Annotated in this window: 18 protein-coding genes and 1 riboswitch; of the genes, 8 read left to right on the top strand and 10 right to left on the bottom strand. The window is 72.3% G+C overall.

Going from position 1 to position 15,024, the window contains the following annotated elements:
* Positions 1–10 precede the first annotated feature (10 nt).
* Positions 11–649 carry a TIGR03085 family metal-binding protein gene (locus tag ACIB24_RS17850; RefSeq protein ID WP_398283130.1) on the top strand — a complete coding sequence of 213 codons (639 nt, stop codon included), beginning with the start codon at positions 11–13 and terminating at the stop codon, positions 647–649.
* Between the two features lie 17 nt (positions 650–666).
* Here the strand turns inward: ACIB24_RS17850 and hisF are convergent, their stop codons facing one another.
* A complete protein-coding gene (hisF, locus tag ACIB24_RS17845; RefSeq protein WP_398283128.1) occupies positions 667–1,437 on the bottom strand; it encodes an imidazole glycerol phosphate synthase subunit HisF in 771 nt (256 codons plus the stop codon).
* A gap of 25 nt (positions 1,438–1,462) precedes the next feature.
* Here hisF and ACIB24_RS17840 point away from each other — a divergent pair, with 25 nt between their 5' ends.
* Genes ACIB24_RS17840 through ACIB24_RS17830 form a run of 3 tightly spaced genes read left to right on the top strand, consistent with a single transcriptional unit; the run spans position 1,463 to position 3,403 of the window.
* The gene (locus ACIB24_RS17840) at positions 1,463–2,056 is read left to right on the top strand and encodes a uridine kinase (RefSeq protein ID WP_398283126.1); all 594 of its coding nucleotides are present in this window, start codon (positions 1,463–1,465) and stop codon (positions 2,054–2,056) included.
* Between the two features lie 31 nt (positions 2,057–2,087).
* Positions 2,088–2,627, top strand: a complete 540-nt coding sequence (locus ACIB24_RS17835; RefSeq protein ID WP_398283124.1) for a MauE/DoxX family redox-associated membrane protein — start codon at positions 2,088–2,090, stop codon at positions 2,625–2,627.
* A complete protein-coding gene (locus ACIB24_RS17830) occupies positions 2,624–3,403 on the top strand; it encodes a DsbA family protein (protein ID WP_398283121.1) in 780 nt (259 codons plus the stop codon). Before ACIB24_RS17835 ends, ACIB24_RS17830 begins: the two co-directional genes overlap by 4 nt.
* Positions 3,404–3,449: 46 nt before the next feature.
* Here the strand turns inward: ACIB24_RS17830 and ACIB24_RS17825 are convergent, their stop codons facing one another.
* From ACIB24_RS17825 to fmt, 9 genes are all read right to left on the bottom strand, one after another.
* A complete protein-coding gene (locus tag ACIB24_RS17825) occupies positions 3,450–3,893 on the bottom strand; it encodes a PH domain-containing protein (RefSeq protein ID WP_398283119.1) in 444 nt (147 codons plus the stop codon).
* A 10-nt stretch (positions 3,894–3,903) separates the two neighbouring features.
* Entirely contained in the window at positions 3,904–4,752 is an 849-nt protein-coding gene (hisG, locus tag ACIB24_RS17820) for an ATP phosphoribosyltransferase (protein WP_398283117.1), read from the bottom strand.
* Between the two features lie 86 nt (positions 4,753–4,838).
* Complete coding sequence (locus ACIB24_RS17815) at positions 4,839–5,102, bottom strand: phosphoribosyl-ATP diphosphatase (protein ID WP_398283115.1); 264 nt, start codon at positions 5,100–5,102, stop codon at positions 4,839–4,841.
* Positions 5,103–5,174: 72 nt separating this feature from the next.
* Entirely contained in the window at positions 5,175–5,675 is a 501-nt protein-coding gene (ribH, locus tag ACIB24_RS17810; RefSeq protein WP_398283113.1) for a 6,7-dimethyl-8-ribityllumazine synthase, read from the bottom strand.
* Positions 5,672–6,976, bottom strand: coding sequence for a 3,4-dihydroxy-2-butanone-4-phosphate synthase (gene ribB / locus ACIB24_RS17805; protein ID WP_398283612.1), 1,305 nt, complete (start codon positions 6,974–6,976; stop codon positions 5,672–5,674). Before ribB ends, ribH begins: the two co-directional genes overlap by 4 nt.
* Positions 6,977–7,104: 128 nt before the next feature.
* Positions 7,105–7,725, bottom strand: coding sequence for a riboflavin synthase (locus ACIB24_RS17800; RefSeq protein WP_398283111.1), 621 nt, complete (start codon positions 7,723–7,725; stop codon positions 7,105–7,107).
* 102 nt (positions 7,726–7,827) lie between these two features.
* Positions 7,828–7,958: riboswitch (FMN riboswitch) on the bottom strand.
* Positions 7,959–8,058: 100 nt separating this feature from the next.
* On the bottom strand, positions 8,059–8,724 hold the full coding sequence (rpe, locus tag ACIB24_RS17795; protein WP_398283109.1) for a ribulose-phosphate 3-epimerase: 666 nt from the start codon (positions 8,722–8,724) through the stop codon (positions 8,059–8,061).
* 8 nt (positions 8,725–8,732) lie between these two features.
* Complete coding sequence (locus ACIB24_RS17790; RefSeq protein WP_398283107.1) at positions 8,733–10,187, bottom strand: RsmB/NOP family class I SAM-dependent RNA methyltransferase; 1,455 nt, start codon at positions 10,185–10,187, stop codon at positions 8,733–8,735.
* A complete protein-coding gene (fmt, locus tag ACIB24_RS17785; RefSeq protein WP_398283105.1) occupies positions 10,184–11,119 on the bottom strand; it encodes a methionyl-tRNA formyltransferase in 936 nt (311 codons plus the stop codon). The genes ACIB24_RS17790 and fmt overlap by 4 nt, the downstream gene beginning before the upstream one ends.
* Positions 11,120–11,275: 156 nt before the next feature.
* Between fmt and ACIB24_RS17780 the strand changes: the two genes are divergently transcribed.
* The 4 genes from ACIB24_RS17780 to ACIB24_RS17765 all read left to right on the top strand — a co-directional run bounded on the left by ACIB24_RS17780 (position 11,276) and on the right by ACIB24_RS17765 (position 14,987).
* Positions 11,276–12,373 carry an ABC transporter substrate-binding protein gene (locus ACIB24_RS17780; protein ID WP_398283103.1) on the top strand — a complete coding sequence of 366 codons (1,098 nt, stop codon included), beginning with the start codon at positions 11,276–11,278 and terminating at the stop codon, positions 12,371–12,373.
* A 141-nt stretch (positions 12,374–12,514) separates the two neighbouring features.
* Entirely contained in the window at positions 12,515–13,252 is a 738-nt protein-coding gene (locus ACIB24_RS17775) for an ABC transporter ATP-binding protein (protein WP_398283610.1), read from the top strand.
* Positions 13,252–14,088 carry an ABC transporter permease gene (locus ACIB24_RS17770; protein WP_398283101.1) on the top strand — a complete coding sequence of 279 codons (837 nt, stop codon included), beginning with the start codon at positions 13,252–13,254 and terminating at the stop codon, positions 14,086–14,088. The genes ACIB24_RS17775 and ACIB24_RS17770 overlap by 1 nt, the downstream gene beginning before the upstream one ends.
* Positions 14,088–14,987 carry an ABC transporter permease gene (locus ACIB24_RS17765; protein WP_398283099.1) on the top strand — a complete coding sequence of 300 codons (900 nt, stop codon included), beginning with the start codon at positions 14,088–14,090 and terminating at the stop codon, positions 14,985–14,987. Before ACIB24_RS17770 ends, ACIB24_RS17765 begins: the two co-directional genes overlap by 1 nt.
* The last annotated feature ends 37 nt before the right edge of the window (positions 14,988–15,024 follow it).

Below are 15,024 nucleotides of genomic sequence, written 5' to 3'. Positions count from 1 at the left end.
AGGTGCTCCGATGCCGACGCATTCCGCCCTCGAGCGCAGCAACCTCGCCGACGCCATGCTGTCAGCCGGGCCCGACAGTCCCACGCTCTGCACCGGCTGGACCGTCTCGGTGATGGCCGCGCACCTGGTGACCCGCGAGTGGCGCCCCGACGTGGCGGCCGGCAACGTCATCCCGCCGCTGTCCGGCTGGATGGACCGCGAGACCCACCGCTACGCGCGCGGCCACGACTTCGAGAAGACCGTGGCCAAGTTCCGCTCGGGGCCGCCCCTGCTCGGCTGGTCGAACCTGCCCAAGATCGACGCCAACCTGAACCTCGCCGAGTTCCTCGTCCACCACGAGGACGTGCGGCGCGGCAGCGGGGACTGGGAACCGCGGGAGCTGCCGGACGACCTGAATCGCCGGGTCTGGGCGACCGCGGTCGGCGCCGGGCGGTTCTTCCTGCGCCGGGCCGGTTTCCCGGTGACGCTCGAGTGGGCGTCGGCGGGCAAGTCGAGGACGATCGGCAAGGGTGAGGGCGGCGTGGTGATGCGCGGCGAGCCCCTCGAGCTGCTGCTCTTCACCTACGGCCGGCGCGGCGCCGCGGACGTCGAGCTCGACGGTCCGGAAGCCGGTCAAGAACGCCTGCATTCGATGAAACTCGGTCTTTAGGAGGGCTTCTGGCGCCGCTAACGCACGGGGGCGCCCGTCGCCCGGATCGCGTCCTTGACCTGGCCGACCGTCAGCTCACCGAAGTGGAACACGCTGGCCGCCAGCACGGCGTCCGCGCCCGTCTCGATGGCCGGCGGGAAGTGCTCGACGGCCCCGGCCCCGCCGCTGGCCACCAGCGGCACCGCGACCCGTGACCGCACGGCCGCGAGCATCTCCAGGTCGAACCCGGCCTTGGTGCCGTCGGCGTCCATCGAGTTGAGCAGGATCTCCCCGGCCCCCAGCTCGGCGCCGCGGGCCGCCCACTCGACGGCGTCGATGCCGGTTCCGGTGCGCCCGCCGTGGGTGGTGACCTCGAACCCGGAGGCGGTCGTCGTCCCGGGCGGGCAGCGGCGCGCGTCCACGGACAGCACCAGCACCTGGGCCCCGAACCGGTGCGCGACCTCCGAGATCAGCTCCGGCCGGGCGATGGCCGCGGTGTTGACCCCCACCTTGTCGGCGCCCGCGCGCAACAGCCGGTCGACGTCGGCAGGCGTGCGCACGCCCCCGCCCACGGTGAGGGGGATGAACACCTGCTCGGCGGTGCGGGCCACCACGTCGTACATGGTCTCCCGGTTGCCCGAGGAGGCCGTCACGTCGAGGAAGGTCAGCTCGTCGGCGCCCTCCGCGTCGTAGCGGCGGGCCAGCTCGACCGGGTCGCCCGCGTCGCGCAGGCCCTCGAAGTTGACGCCCTTGACGACGCGCCCGGCGTCCACGTCCAGACAGGGGATGACACGGACCGCGACCGACACCCCGCCAGCGTAATGTGCGGTGCTGATGCCTGATCACGCGGCTGCGGTGCTGGAACTGGCCCTCTCGGTCGCCCCGAGCGCCGGGCGGACCCGCGTGGTCGCCGTGGACGGCCCCAGCGGCGCCGGGAAGAGCTCGCTGGTGGACGCCGTCCCGGCCCTTCTCGAGGCGGCCGCCCCCGGGACGTCGGTCGCCGTCGTCCACCTGGACGACGTGTACCCCGGGTGGAACGGTCTTGAGGCCACCCCGCCGCTCATCACCCGATGGCTGCTGGAGCCGCTGGCCGCGGGCGAACCGGCCGGGTACCGGCGCTACGACTGGGCCGCCGAGCGTTACGCCGGACGGGTGGCGGTGCCCGCGGTCGACGTCCTGCTGCTGGACGGCGTCGGCAGCGGCGCCCGGGTCTGCAGCCCCTACCTGGCGGCCCTGGTGTGGGTGGAGGCACCGCCGGCAGAGCGGTACCGCAGGGCCATGGTCCGCGACGGAGAGGTCTACCGGCCCTACTGGCACCGCTGGGCGCAGCAGGAGGCTGAATTCCATGCCGCCGATCGCACGCGTGAGCGTGCCGACCTCATGGTCTCTACGGAGAGTTCCGAGGATTTTCCCAGCCACGGTTCCTAGCGTTCGGCGGGCGCAGGAAGGGGAGATCGCGATGAGGCGCTGGGCGGACAGCCCTTGGGTCGGGACACTGGCCCGATTGGTGGTCGGCGGCGTGTTCGCCGTGTCCGGCTGGACCAAGATCACCGACCTGGACGCCACGATCCGATCGGTGCGCAACTACCGGCTGCTGCCCGAAGCGTTCGTCCCCGCGTTCGGGACGGCGTTGCCCGCGGTCGAACTGGCCCTGGCCTTCCTGCTGCTGGCCGGTCTGCTGGTCCGGGTGGCCGCCCCGGTCACAGCCCTGATGAGCGTGATGTTCATCGTCGGGGTGTCCAGCGCGTGGGCCCGCGGCCTGCAGATCGAGTGCGGCTGCTTCGGCAACAGCGGGCCGTCGGCGAACCCCGTGCCCGGCTACGTGCGGGAACTGGTGCTGAACACGGTCATCGTCCTGGCCTGCGCGTGGCTGGTCCGGCGCCCGATGACGCGGCTGTCCCTGGACGGCGCCCTCGGCCTGAACGTCCCGCTCGACGAACTGGACGACGACGAACTACCCGACGACGAACCCACCCCGAGGAAGACGACGACCCGATGAGCAGCCCGACCGGTCAGAACCTGACCAAGAAGCAGCGTGTGCAGCTGTCCCGCGAGCAGAAGGCCGCCAAGCTGCGCGCCGAGGCCGCCCGCAAGCGGGCTCAGCAACGCACCCTGTACGTGTCCGTGGCCGTCCTGGCCGTTCTGGCCGTCCTGATCGGTGTCTTCGTGATCGTGCAGAACGCGCAGCGCGACACCACCGCCGCGTCGGCCGCGCCTCCGGCCAACATCGGGTCGGGCAACTCGTTCGTGGTCGGGAACGCGGACGCCAAGGTCACGCTGGTCGCGTACGAGGACTTCATGTGTCCGTACTGCGGCCAGTTCGAGAGGACCAACCGCGCCCAGATCAACGCCTGGGTCAAGGACGGGACGCTGAAGGTCGAGTACCGGCCGATCGCCTTCCTGGACGGCAGCTCGACCACCAAGTACTCCACGCGAGCGCTGAATGCGGCGGCGGCGGTGGAGAACTCGAGCCCGACGGCGTTCCCCAAGTTCCACGAGCTGCTGTTCGAGAACCAGCCCGAGGAGGGTTCGGCGGGGTTGTCCGACGCCGAGCTCGCCAAGCTGGCCGGTGAGGCCGGCGCCGACGAGGACGCCGTGGCGACCGCCCTGAAGAACAAGACCTACGAGGCGTGGGTCGCCAAGGCCACCGAGGACTCGTCGAAGGCCGGGATCAGCGGCACCCCGACGCTGCTGGTCAACGGCACCAAGCTGAACGGTTTCGACGCGGCGACCGTGAAGCAGGCGGTGGACGCCGCGGCGGCCGCCGCGAAGTGACCCCCTGAACGTGCCCTGCACCGGCCGGGGACCCGGACCATCGGGTTCAACGTCGGTGCAGGGCCACCAGGGTGGCCAGGCGGTTGGCCTCGGCCCGGCCCCACACGCCGTCCGCGCGCTGGATGGCCATCACCGCGAGCCGGTCCTCCCCGGCGGTGCCGACCAGGTCGAGCGTGACCCACGGGTCGCCGCCGCCGAAGTTGACCTTCTCCACCTGCTCCCAGGTCAGCCGCGTGGTCACGAAGATGTTCCGGACGACGATCCCCTCCTGGCTCGGCCAGGCCGCCACCCCGCCCAGCCGGGACAGGAACCAGGCGACCGCACCGGCCACCAGGACGAATCCGGCCCGGTCCAACCACGTCAGCCCCTCGCCCAGCCCGGTCATCGCGGCCAGCAGGACGACGGCCTGTGCCGCCGCCACCCCGTAGGCGACCCGCTGCGAGCGCCGCCCGTGGAAGGGGGCGTGGAGCGCGGTCAGGTCGGGCGACACGGATGACTCCTCAGAGTCGGCAGGCGTGGATGCTGGTGACCAGGATGCCCCGGGCGCCGAGGTCGTACAGGTCGTCCATCACCTGGTTCGTGCGGGAGCGCGGCACCATCGCGCGGATGGCCACCCAGCCCTTGTCGTGCAGCGGCGACACCGTCGGCGACTCCAGGCCGGGCGTGATCGCGCAGGCCTGCTCGACGGTCTCGACGCGCACGTCGTAGTCCATCAGCACGTACTGCCGGGCCACGAGCACACCCTGCAGCCGCCGGACCAGGACGTCGACCGCCGGGTCGGGGTCGGCTCCACGGCGCCGCACGAGCACGGCCTCCGACTCGAGGATCGGCTCGCCGAACACCGCGAGACCGGCCGCGCGCAGCGTCGTCCCGGTCTCGACGACGTCGGCGATCACGTCGGCCACGCCCAGGTTGACGGCGGTCTCGACGGCCCCGTCGAGGCGCACCACCTCGGCGTCCACGCCGCGGTCGGCCAGGTACTGCCGGACCAGGCCCGGATAGCTGGTGGCCACCCGGCGGCCCGCGATCTGGCCGAACTCGGTGACCGCCGACGGCGGGGCGGCGAACCGGAAGGTGGACCCGCCGAAACCGAGCGAGACGACCTCGTCGGCCGGGGCCTCGGAGTCCAGCAGCAGGTCGCGGCCGGTGATCCCGAGGTCGAGGGTGCCCGTGCCGATGTAGACGGCGATGTCGCGGGGGCGCAGGAAGAAGAACTCGATGTCGTTGGCGGGGTCGGCGAGCATCAGCTCCCGGCCCCCGTCGGAGCGCTGCCGGTAGCCCGCCTCGCGGAGCATGGCGGCGGCGGACTCGCTCAGCGATCCCTTGTTCGGGACGGCGACGCGCAACATTCTGGTTTTCCCTTCAGGGCGTGTGGCTGGGGACGTTGCCGTTCTCTACGCGCGGGGCCGGGTGACGCGCCGGCGTCACCTCGGCCCTACAGATGCGCGTAGACGTCGTCCAGCCGCAGCCCGCGGGCGATCATCAGCACCTGCAGGTGGTACAGCAGCTGCGAGATCTCCTCGGCCGTGCGCTCGTCGGACTCGTGCTCGGCGGCCATCCAGACCTCGGCGGCCTCCTCGACCACCTTCTTGCCGATGGCGTGCACGCCGGCGTCCAGCTCGGCGACCGTGCCCGACCCCGCGGGACGGCTGGTCGCCTTCTCGCTGAGCTCGGCGAACAGCGCCTCGAAGGTCTTCACGGGGTAGAGGTTATCGACCTCGCAGGAGGGACGATGACCGGGTGACTTCAGGGTCACCCGATGGCACCGGATTCACCCGATCAGGGCCGCCGGCGTGTGCGTCGGCAGGTGATGCAGGGCCCCGGCGGTCGCCACGGCCGCGGCGGCCGCCTCGAACCCCTTGTCCTCGCTGGAGCCGGGCAGGCCCGCCCGGTCGAGGGCCTGCTCGACGGTGTCGCAGGTCAGCAGGCCGAACCCGACCGGGACGCCGGTCCGCACCGACACCTCGACCAGCCCCTGGGTGGCGCCCGCGCACACGTAGTCGAAGTGCGGCGTCCCGCCCCGCACCACGACGCCCAGCGCCACGACGGCGTCGTACCCGGCGGCCGCCATCCGGGCGGCGGCGACCGGGAGCTCGAAGCTGCCCGGTACCTCGAGCAGGGTCACGTCGGTGACACCGCAGGCCGACAGGGCCCGGGACACGCCGTCCTTCAACCCGCCCATGACCTCGGCGTGCCACGTCGCGGCGACGACCCCGACCCGCAGGCCGGTGCCGTCGACGACCTGGACCTCGGGTGCTCCTGCGCCGCTCATCGCGTCATCCCCTCCAGATTCGGTGCGAGCTGGTGACCCATCAGGTCACGCTTGGTGGCCAGGTAGGCCGCGTTCTCGGGCGTGCGGCCCACCTCGATGCCGACGCGAGTGGCGGTGACGCCGTGCTCGGCCAGCCCGGACACCTTGGCCGGGTTGTTGGTCAGCAGCCGGACGTCGTCCAGCCCCAGGTCGGTCAGGATCGCCGCCGCCGCGCCGTACTCGCGGGCGTCGACGGGCAGGCCCTGCACCGTGTTGGCGGCCACGGTGTCGAGACCGGTGTCCTGCAGGGCGTAGGCGGTCAGCTTGGCCAGCAGGCCGATCCCCCGGCCCTCGTGGCCGCGCAGGTAGACGACGGCCCCGCCCTCGACCGCGATCTGGTCCAGCGCCGCGTCCAGCTGCGGGCCGCAGTCGCAGCGCAGCGATCCGAAGGCGTCGCCGGTCAGGCACTCCGAGTGCACGCGGACCAGGGCTCCGTGCGCGGCCGGGTGGCCCGACACCAGCGCCACGTGCTCGTGGCCGGTCACCGTGTCGCGGTAGGCGATGGCGCGGAACTCGCCGTGCTGCGTGGGCAGGCGGCTCTCGGTCACTCGCTCGACCCGGCCGACGGGCTGAGGTTCCCGGACGGCGGGGGCCGGGACGGCGGGGGCCGGGACGACGGGGGCCGGGACGACGGGGGCGGGCCGGGCTCCGGCCGGCGCCTCGTGCGCCAACCGGTAGGCGGCCAGGTCGGCGATGCTGATCAGCGGCAGCCCGTGCTCGTCCGCGAGCTCACGCAGGCCGGGCAGGCGGGTGGTGGGGCCGTCGTCGTCCACGACCTCGGCCAGCACCCCGACGGGGGCCAGCCCGGCGAGCACGCACAGGTCGACGGCCGCCTCCGTGTGGCCGCGGCGTTCGAGCACGCCGCCGGCGCGGGCGCGCAGCGGGAAGACGTGCCCGGGGCGGGTGAAGTCGCCGGGGCCGGCCTCGGCGGCGGCGAGCAGCTTCAGCGTGGTCGAGCGGTCCTGCGCGGAGATCCCGGTGTGCACGCCGTGGCGGGCGTCGACGGAGACCGTGTACGCGGTGCGCATCGAGTCCTCGTTGCGCTCGACCATGTGCGGCAGGTCGAGCGCGTCGGCCCGGTCGTCGTACATGGGGGCGCAGAGCATCCCCGACGTGTGCCGCACGGTCCAGCCGACCCATTCGGGGGTGGCGTGCTCGGCGGCGAGGATGACGTCGCCCTCGTTCTCCCGGTCGGCGTCGTCCACGACCAGCACCGGCAGGCCGCGGCGCATCGCCTCGATCGCGGCCTCCACGGTGTCCAGGCGGACGACGCCGCCCTGCTCCCGGGTCGTCTCGTCGAGCGCCGGGGTCCCGTCGGTCTCGTCGTCGTCGAAGCCGAGGGAGCTGCCGAGCACGGAACTCAGCCCGGCGGCGATGGCGTCCTGCCCGATCACAGCGCGGCCTCCAGAACCTTCGTCTGCATGCGTTCCACGTACTTCGCGAGCACGTCGACCTCCACGTTGAGGATGTCGCCGACGCGGCGCCGGCCGAGGGTGGTGCGGGTGAGGGTCTCGGGGATCAGCGAGACGGTGACGAGCGCGGTGCCGTCGGGGGCGTCGACCAGCTCGGCGACGGTCAGCGACACCCCGTCGAGGGTGATCGAACCCTTGGCCACGACGTAGCGGGCCAGGTCGGCCGGTACGGAGACCCGCACCAGCTCCCAGTTCTCGCCCGGGACGCGCTCGACGACCGTGGCCACGCCGTCCACGTGCCCCTGGACGACGTGCCCGCCGAGGCGGCCGCCGGCCTGCACCGGCCGCTCGAGGTTCACCGTCGCGCCCGGCTCGGTGTCGGCCAGGGAGGTGCGGCGCAGGGTCTCGGCCATCACGTCGGCCGTAAAGGTGTCGCCGTCGAGCGTGACGACCGTCAGGCAACAGCCGTTCACCGCGATCGACGCGCCGAGGAAGGCGTCCGAGGTGACCAGGGGCCCTCGAACCGTGACTCGCGCGGACTCGCTGTCGCCGTCGCGGGCCACGACCTGGCCCAGCTCCTCGACGATGCCGGTGAACATCCGACCCCTCCTGCCTCGCTCCGTGAGCGGGCTCCGGGGTAACGGGACGCACCGGACACACCGGTGCGGGACGACCCGAGGGAGAGACCTCTCCTCAAGCCGCCGCGTGCTGCCTCCCATCCGGACTTTCACCGTCGGTCCTGGAATTCCACCAGGTCAACCGGTCGCTGGCTGCGATCGGGTCGCGGACTGTAACCGCCGGTTCGGAATTACACCGACCCCGGAGCACGCATTGCTTGTTTCACTTGCCGGTAACAGTGTCACACCGGGGCCCATTCCCGCCAAGGGTGGGGAAATGAGACCCACGCCTCATCGCGCGCCTGACCCGTGCGATCACCCGTGCGCAGCAGCGCTCGCCAGTTCCCGCAGGCGGGTGATCTCCGCGGCGGCGTCCGGCGCGCCGTAAACAGCCGACCCGGCCACGAACACGTCGGCCCCGGCCTCGGCGCAGCGCTCGATCGTGGTGGCCGACACCCCGCCGTCCACCTGCACCCACACGTCCAGGCCGGAGGACCGGACCGCCTCGCGGGCCTGCCGGATCTTGGGCAGGCACACGTCGAGGAAGGCCTGGCCGCCGAATCCGGGCTCCACGGTCATCACGAGCAGCATGTCGACCTCGGTCAGCACGTCCGCGACGGCTGAGACCGGCGTCGCCGGTTTCAGCGCCACCCCGGCCCGGGCGCCGCGGGTGCGCAGCTCGCGGGCCAGCCGCACGGGTGCGGCCGCCGCCTCCAGGTGGAAGGTGACGCTCTGCGCCCCGGCCTCCGCGTAGGCCGGGGCCCATCGGTCCGGGTCCTCGATCATGAGGTGGCAGTCGATGGGCACCGGCGAGACCTTGGCCAGCGCCTCGACCACCGGCAGGCCGAGGGTCAGGTTCGGGACGAAGTGGTTGTCCATCACGTCGACGTGCGCCCAGTCGGCCGTCGCGATGCGGCCGAGCTCGGCGTCGAGCCGGGCGAAGTCGGCGGACAGGATGCTCGGCGAGATCTGGATACCCACGCGCTAAATCAACCACCCTTCCGCAGGAGGGCCAGGTACATCGCGTCCGTGCCGTGCCGGTGCGGCCACAGCTGGACGGCGGGGCCGGCGCCGAGGTCGAGCTCGGCGACCGGCCGTCCGGTCGCCGTAGCGACTGCTTCACGAGCATCGAGCTGGACGACGTCCGCCCGCTTCCTGAGGACGTCCGCCACCACGACCGCCGTCTCCGCGGGGTGCGGCGAGCAGGTCACGTAGGCCAGCACTCCCCCGGGCCGGACCGCGTCGAGCCCCGCGTCCAGCAGGTCCCGTTGCAGTCCGGTGAGCCCGGGCAGGTCACCCGGGCTGCGCCGCCACCGTGCCTCCGGCCGGCGCCGCAGCGCCCCCAGGCCGGAGCACGGCGCGTCGACGAGCACCCGGTCGTAGCAGTCCTTGTCGCTGTCGGGGATCTGGCGTCCGTCGGCGGTGAGCACCTCATGGGTGACCGGGACGGCGGCGAGCGCCTGCTCGACCAGCCCGGCCCGGTGGGGCTGCGACTCGACGGCGACGAGTTCGCCGTCCGGCTGCTCCTGCGCGAGCACGGCGCCCAGGAGCGCGGCCTTGCCGCCGGGCCCTGCGCACAGGTCGAGCCACGCTCCCGTGTCGTCGCCCTCGACGGCGGCCGCGGTCAGCGCGAGCGTGACCACCTGGCTGCCCTCGTCCTGCACCCGGGCCCGACCGGCGCCGATGGCGGGCAACCCCTCGGGTGAACCGTGCACGGTCACGGCGTAGGGCGACCACCGCCCCGGGCCGGCGCCCCCCTCGGCGCGCAGTTCCTCGGGGGTGCTGAGCCCGGGCAGCGCGACGGCGCTGACCGTCGGCCGGTCGTTGTCGGCGGCCAGCAGGTCGGGCAGCTCGGCGGCCGGGCGCCCGTGGGTCACGAGCGCGTCGCGCAGCGCCCGGACGACCCAGGCGGGGTGCGAGTGGACGACGGCCAGGTGGCCGTCGGGGTCGCTCACCGCGTCGGGGGCGACCTCGCCCAACCAGGTGTCGAGGTCCTTCTCGGCCACCCGGCGCAGGACGGCGTTGGCGAACCGGGCCGACCCCTGGCCGGCGTGCAGCCGGACCAGGTCGACGCTCGTCGAGACCGCCGCATGAGCGCCGATCCGGGTCGCCAGCACCTGGTGGGCGCCCATCCGCAGGGCGTCGAGCAGGCCCGGGTCGACGTCGTCGAGCGGCCGGTCTATGCACGCGGCGATGACGGCGTCGTAGCGGCCCTGCCCACGGAGGGTGCCGTAGGTCAGCTCGGTGGCCAGGGCGGCGTCGCGCGCCGACAGGCGGGCCCGCCGGATCGCGGTCGGCAGCAGCAGGTTCGCGTAGGCGTCGCGTTCCCGGACGGCGGTGATCACCTCGTACGCCACCTCCCGCGCCCCGGTGACCCGGGCCGCGGCCCCGGCCCGTCCCCCACCCCGGGGCGGGTTGGGTCGCTTCTGCCGTGCCTGCGTCACGAAAAAGTCTCTCCTGCTTCGATTCTCACACCACGCGCCCAGTCCGCGGCGGCCATCAGCCGCTTCCCGGCCGGCTTCACCTCGCCGAGCTCGACCAACCCGTAGGCGGTGCCGACCCGCACCGAACGCTTGGTGACCAGCAGCTGTCCCGGGCGGACGTCATCCGCGCCCTCGTCCTTCCGGACCGGGAGCACCGGGCCGAGGCCCAGGCGCTCGCCGCGCAACGTCGTCCAGGCCCCGGGGTTCGGGGTGCAGCCCCGGACCCGCCGGTCGATCGCGTCGGAGGACTGCGACCAGTCGACCTCCGCGTCGGCGACGGTGATCTTGGGGGCCAGGCTGACGCCCTCGTCGGGCTGCGGGCGGGCCTCGATCTCGCCGGACTCGATGCCGTCGAGCGTGGCGACCAGCAGGTGCGCGCCGCCCTCGGCGAGGCGGCCGAGCAGGTCACCGGCGGTGTCGCGCGGGCGCACCACCTCGGTCATCACGCCGAAGACGGGCCCGGTGTCGAGGCCGGTCTCGAGCCGGAACGTGCTGGCGCCGGTCATCGCGTCGCCCGCGATCAGGGCGTGCTGGACCGGTGCCGCCCCGCGCCAGGCGGGCAGCAGCGAGAAGTGCAGGTTCACCCAGCCGTGCTTCGGGACGTCGAGCGCGACCTGCGGGACCAGCGCGCCGTAGGCGATCACCGGGCAGCAGTCGGGGGCCAGGTCGGCGAGCGCGGCGAGGAACTCGGGTTCGGACGGCCGCGCGGGCTGCAGGACCGGGATGCCCGCCTCGTCGGCCCACAGGCCCACCGGCGAACGCTGCGCCTTCCGGCCGCGCCCGGCCGCGGCGTCCGGGCGCGTCACCACGGCGGCGATCTCGTGCGATGAGGCGGCCAGCGCGGCCAGCGAGGGGAGCGCGACCTCGGGGGTCCCGGCGACGACGAGGCGCATGGCCCCATCCTACGGAGCGGCGTTGCCGTCTCGAGCCCAGTAGGTAACCACCTCGGAACACGCCGAAATCTGCAGGCAACTGGTCCTACCTATCGTCGGCCGTCCCTGGGGCGATCGCGCCTGCGACCAGCCTCTCCGCGTACCGATCGGAGCAAGATGTCCGCCTTCCGTAGCTCCCGCACGCCGTCCGGCCTCGTCGTCCCCGCGGGCGCGCAGCTGGGCCGCCGCCGTCTCCTCCAGGCCGGCGCGGTCGCCGCGCTCGGCGCGCCCCTGCTGGCCGCGTGCGGGTCCGACTCCGACTCCAGCCCGAGCGCCTCGGGCGGTGCCGCCGACTACGGCGACCTGTCCGTGCAGCTGTCCTGGATCAAGAACATCGAGTTCGGCGGCGAGTACTTCGCGATCGAGAACGGCTACTACAAGGCGGGGGGCTTCTCCAGCGTCAACCTGATCGCCGGCCCGACGTCGGCCGAGGGCGCCGTGCAGAGCGGCAAGGCCCTGGTCGGTCTCTCCGCACCGCCCACCACGGCCGCCGCGATCGCCGAGGGCGCCACGCTGAAGATCATCGGTGCGACCTTCCAGAAGAACCCGTTCTGCATCGTGTCGCCGGCCAAGAGCCCGATCAAGACGCCGCAGGACATGATCGGCAAGAAGATCGGCGTGCAGGCCGCCAACACCTCGATCTTCGAGGGCTTCCTGAAGGCCAACGGCATCGACAAGTCGAAGCTGAAGATCGTCCCGGTGCAGTTCGACCCCACGGTGCTCACGACCGGCGAGGTCGACGGCTTCACCGCCTACCTGACCAACGAGCCCATCACCCTGGCCGAGAGCGGCTTCAAGAACGAGACGCTCAGCTTCGCCGACAACGGCCTGCCCCTGGTGGCCGAGACCTTCACCGTGCTGCAGTCGGAGATCGACGACAACCGGGAGAAGCTCAAGGCGTACCTGACCGCCGAGATCAAGGGCTGGAAGGACGCGCTGGCCGACCCGGCCAAGACCGCCGACCTGGCCGTGAACAAGTACGGCAAGGACCAGAAGCTCGACCTGGCGGAGCAGCAGAAGGAGGCCGAGGCACAGGCCAAGCTGATCCAGACCGACGACACCAAGGCCAACGGTCTCTTCACGATGACCGACGAGCTGGTCGCCTCCAACATCGAGGCACTGGGCCGCTCGGGTCAGACCATCACCGCCGACAAGCTGTTCGACCTCAGCCTCCTCAAGGAGATCTACGAGGCCGACAAGACGCTCATCGGCTGATCCTCCCGCCCGCACGTTCCGCAACGTCACCGACAGGGAGCCATCGTGACCTCCGAAACCTCGGAAGCGCCTGAACTCGACGCCCACGGAAGGATTCTCGGGACGGGGATCGACCTTCAGGGTCTGAACAAGACCTTCACGATGGGTCGCCGCTCGGTGACCGCGTTGCACGACGCCAACCTGAAGACCGGGCAGGGATCGTTCCTGTCCCTGCTCGGTCCTTCGGGGTGCGGCAAGTCCACCATCCTGCGCATCCTGGCCGGGCTCGAGAAGCCCACCGGTGGCGTCGCTCTCGTCAACGGCGAGACACCGCTGGAACTGCGCCGGCACCACGAGCTCGGGATCGCCTTCCAGGACAGCGCCCTGCTGCCCTGGCGGTCGGTGACGTCGAACATCCGCCTGCCGCTCGAGATCTCGGGCATCAAGCCGGATCCGGGCTTCATCGAGGAGCTGATCGAGCTCGTCGGATTGAAGGGCTTCGAGAAGGCCAAGCCGGCCCAGCTGTCCGGCGGGATGCGGCAGCGCGTCTCGATCGCCCGCTCGCTCGTCGTCAAACCCTCGGTGCTGCTGCTCGACGAGCCGTTCGGGGCCCTCGACGACATGACCCGGCAGCGCCTGAACCTCGAGCTGCTGCGGATCTGGACCGAGAAGCCCGCCACCACGCTGATGGTCACCCACGGCATCAGCGAGGCGATCTTCCTGTCCGACACCGTCGCGGTGATGAGCCCGCGCCCGGGCCGGATCGTCGAGGTCGTCGACATCGACCTGCCCCGCCCCCGGGTGCCGGAGATGCAGCGGACTCCGGAGTTCCACGCCTACCACGACCAGCTGTCCGACCTGCTGTTCGGCAAGGGCGGCGCCGCCATGGGTGGGCACTGATGGCGGTCTCGGCGCCCGAGGCCCCCCAGGCCCCCGACGCCCCGGCCGCTGCGGCCGCGGCGCGGGAGCCCCGCGAACGTCCGCAGTGGCTGGGCGGCCTGCTCGGCACCGTCGGGCTGATCGCCCTGTGGTGGTTGCTGGCCGACACGCTGCTGCGCTCCACGAAGGCCGTCCCCACCCCGTGGGAGGTGGTCGCCCAGTTCCCCGAGGACGGGTGGGACTTCTACTGGTCCAACGCCTCGATCACGCTGGCGGGCGCCGGCAAGGGCTTCCTGTGGGGCAACGTGGCCGCGCTCGCCGTGGCCGTGCTCGTGCTGCTGCTGCCGCCCCTCGAACCGGTCGCCACCCAGCTGGCCGTGATCAGCTACTGCATGCCGCTGACCGCCATCGGGCCGATCATCCTGGTCATCTTCGGCGGCCGGACCCCGACCATCTTCCTGGCCGCGATCTCCGTCTTCTTCACCACGCTGATCGGCTCGCTGCTCGGCTTGAAGGCGGCCGACAAGACGAGCCTGAACCTGATCGAGGCGTACGGCGGAGGCCGCTGGCAGCAGCTGGTGAAGGTCCGCGCGATCGCCGCGCTGCCCGCCATCCTGTCCGCGCTGAAGATCGCGGCACCGGCCGCGATGCTGGGCGCGATCATCGGCGAATACCTGGGCGGCATCGACAACGGGCTCGGCGTCGCCCTGACCGTCGCCCAGCAGCACTTCCTGGTCGAGCGCACCTGGGCGCTGGCCTTCGTGACCGGCGGCCTGGCGGGCCTGGGCTACGCGGTCTTCGCGGTCATCGCCCGCTTCGTCACCCCCTGGTCGTCCGGTTCGGCGGGAGGCGCCTGATGAGCGACAACACCACGGCCGGCTCGATGGCAGCGTTCGCCCACGAGGAGGACGCCATCGCCCAGCCGCCGCTGCCCGACGGCGGGCCGACCCGTTCGGCCCTGCGGGTATGGGCCATCGGTAGCTGGCGGGCGTTCTCGCCGCTCGTCGTCTCCGGCGTCGTGGCGGTCGGGGCCTGGGCCCTCTTCCTCAAGGCGTTCGACATCAACCCGCTGCTCGGCAAGAGCCCGAAAGCCGTGTACGAGTACCTGTTCACGGTCGAGGCCGCGGCCGACAACCGCTCGTCGGTGCTGTCCGCACTGGGCATCACCCTGAAGGACGCCGCCTACGGGTTCGTCGGCGGGATGGCCGCGGCCGTGGTGGTGGCGATCCTGTTCGTGCTCTACCGCAGCGTCGAGCAGGCGTTCATGCCGATCGCCATGCTGCTGCGGTCCGTGCCGCTGGTCGCGATGACCCCGATCATCGTGCTGATCTTCGGCCGCGGCCTGTGGGGGGTGGCCGTGATCGCGGGCATCGTCGTCTTCTTCCCGGCCCTGGTCACCATCGTGTTCGGGTTGCGTTCGGTGGCTCCGCAGACGCGCGACCTGGTCGTCGCGTACGGCGGCAGCAACTGGACGGCGCTGCGCAAGGTGGCCTTCCCGACCGCCCTGCCGTCGATCTTCGCGGCCGCGCGGATCTCGGTGCCCGGGGCCCTCATCGGCGCCCTGGTCGCCGAGTGGCTGGCCACCGGGCAAGGCACGGGCGGGCAGATCATCACCGACATCCCGAGCTTCAAGTACGCCGACGTGTGGGCCAACATCGCGGTGCTGACCGGCACGTCGATCGTGCTGTACACGATCGTCGGCCTGTTCGAGGCGTTCGTCCTCGCCCGCTACGGCCCCGCCCCCGAAGCGCACTAGGCCCCGTCAAGGAGCGTCACGGAGGGCATTCGTCCCC

Source organism: Spongisporangium articulatum (assembly GCF_044465595.1).
Lineage (GTDB): Bacteria > Actinomycetota > Actinomycetes > Actinomycetales > Kineosporiaceae > Spongisporangium > Spongisporangium articulatum.
The sequence above is the reverse complement of the archived record's forward strand: the minus strand, read 5'-3'. Positions and strand labels throughout refer to the sequence as shown.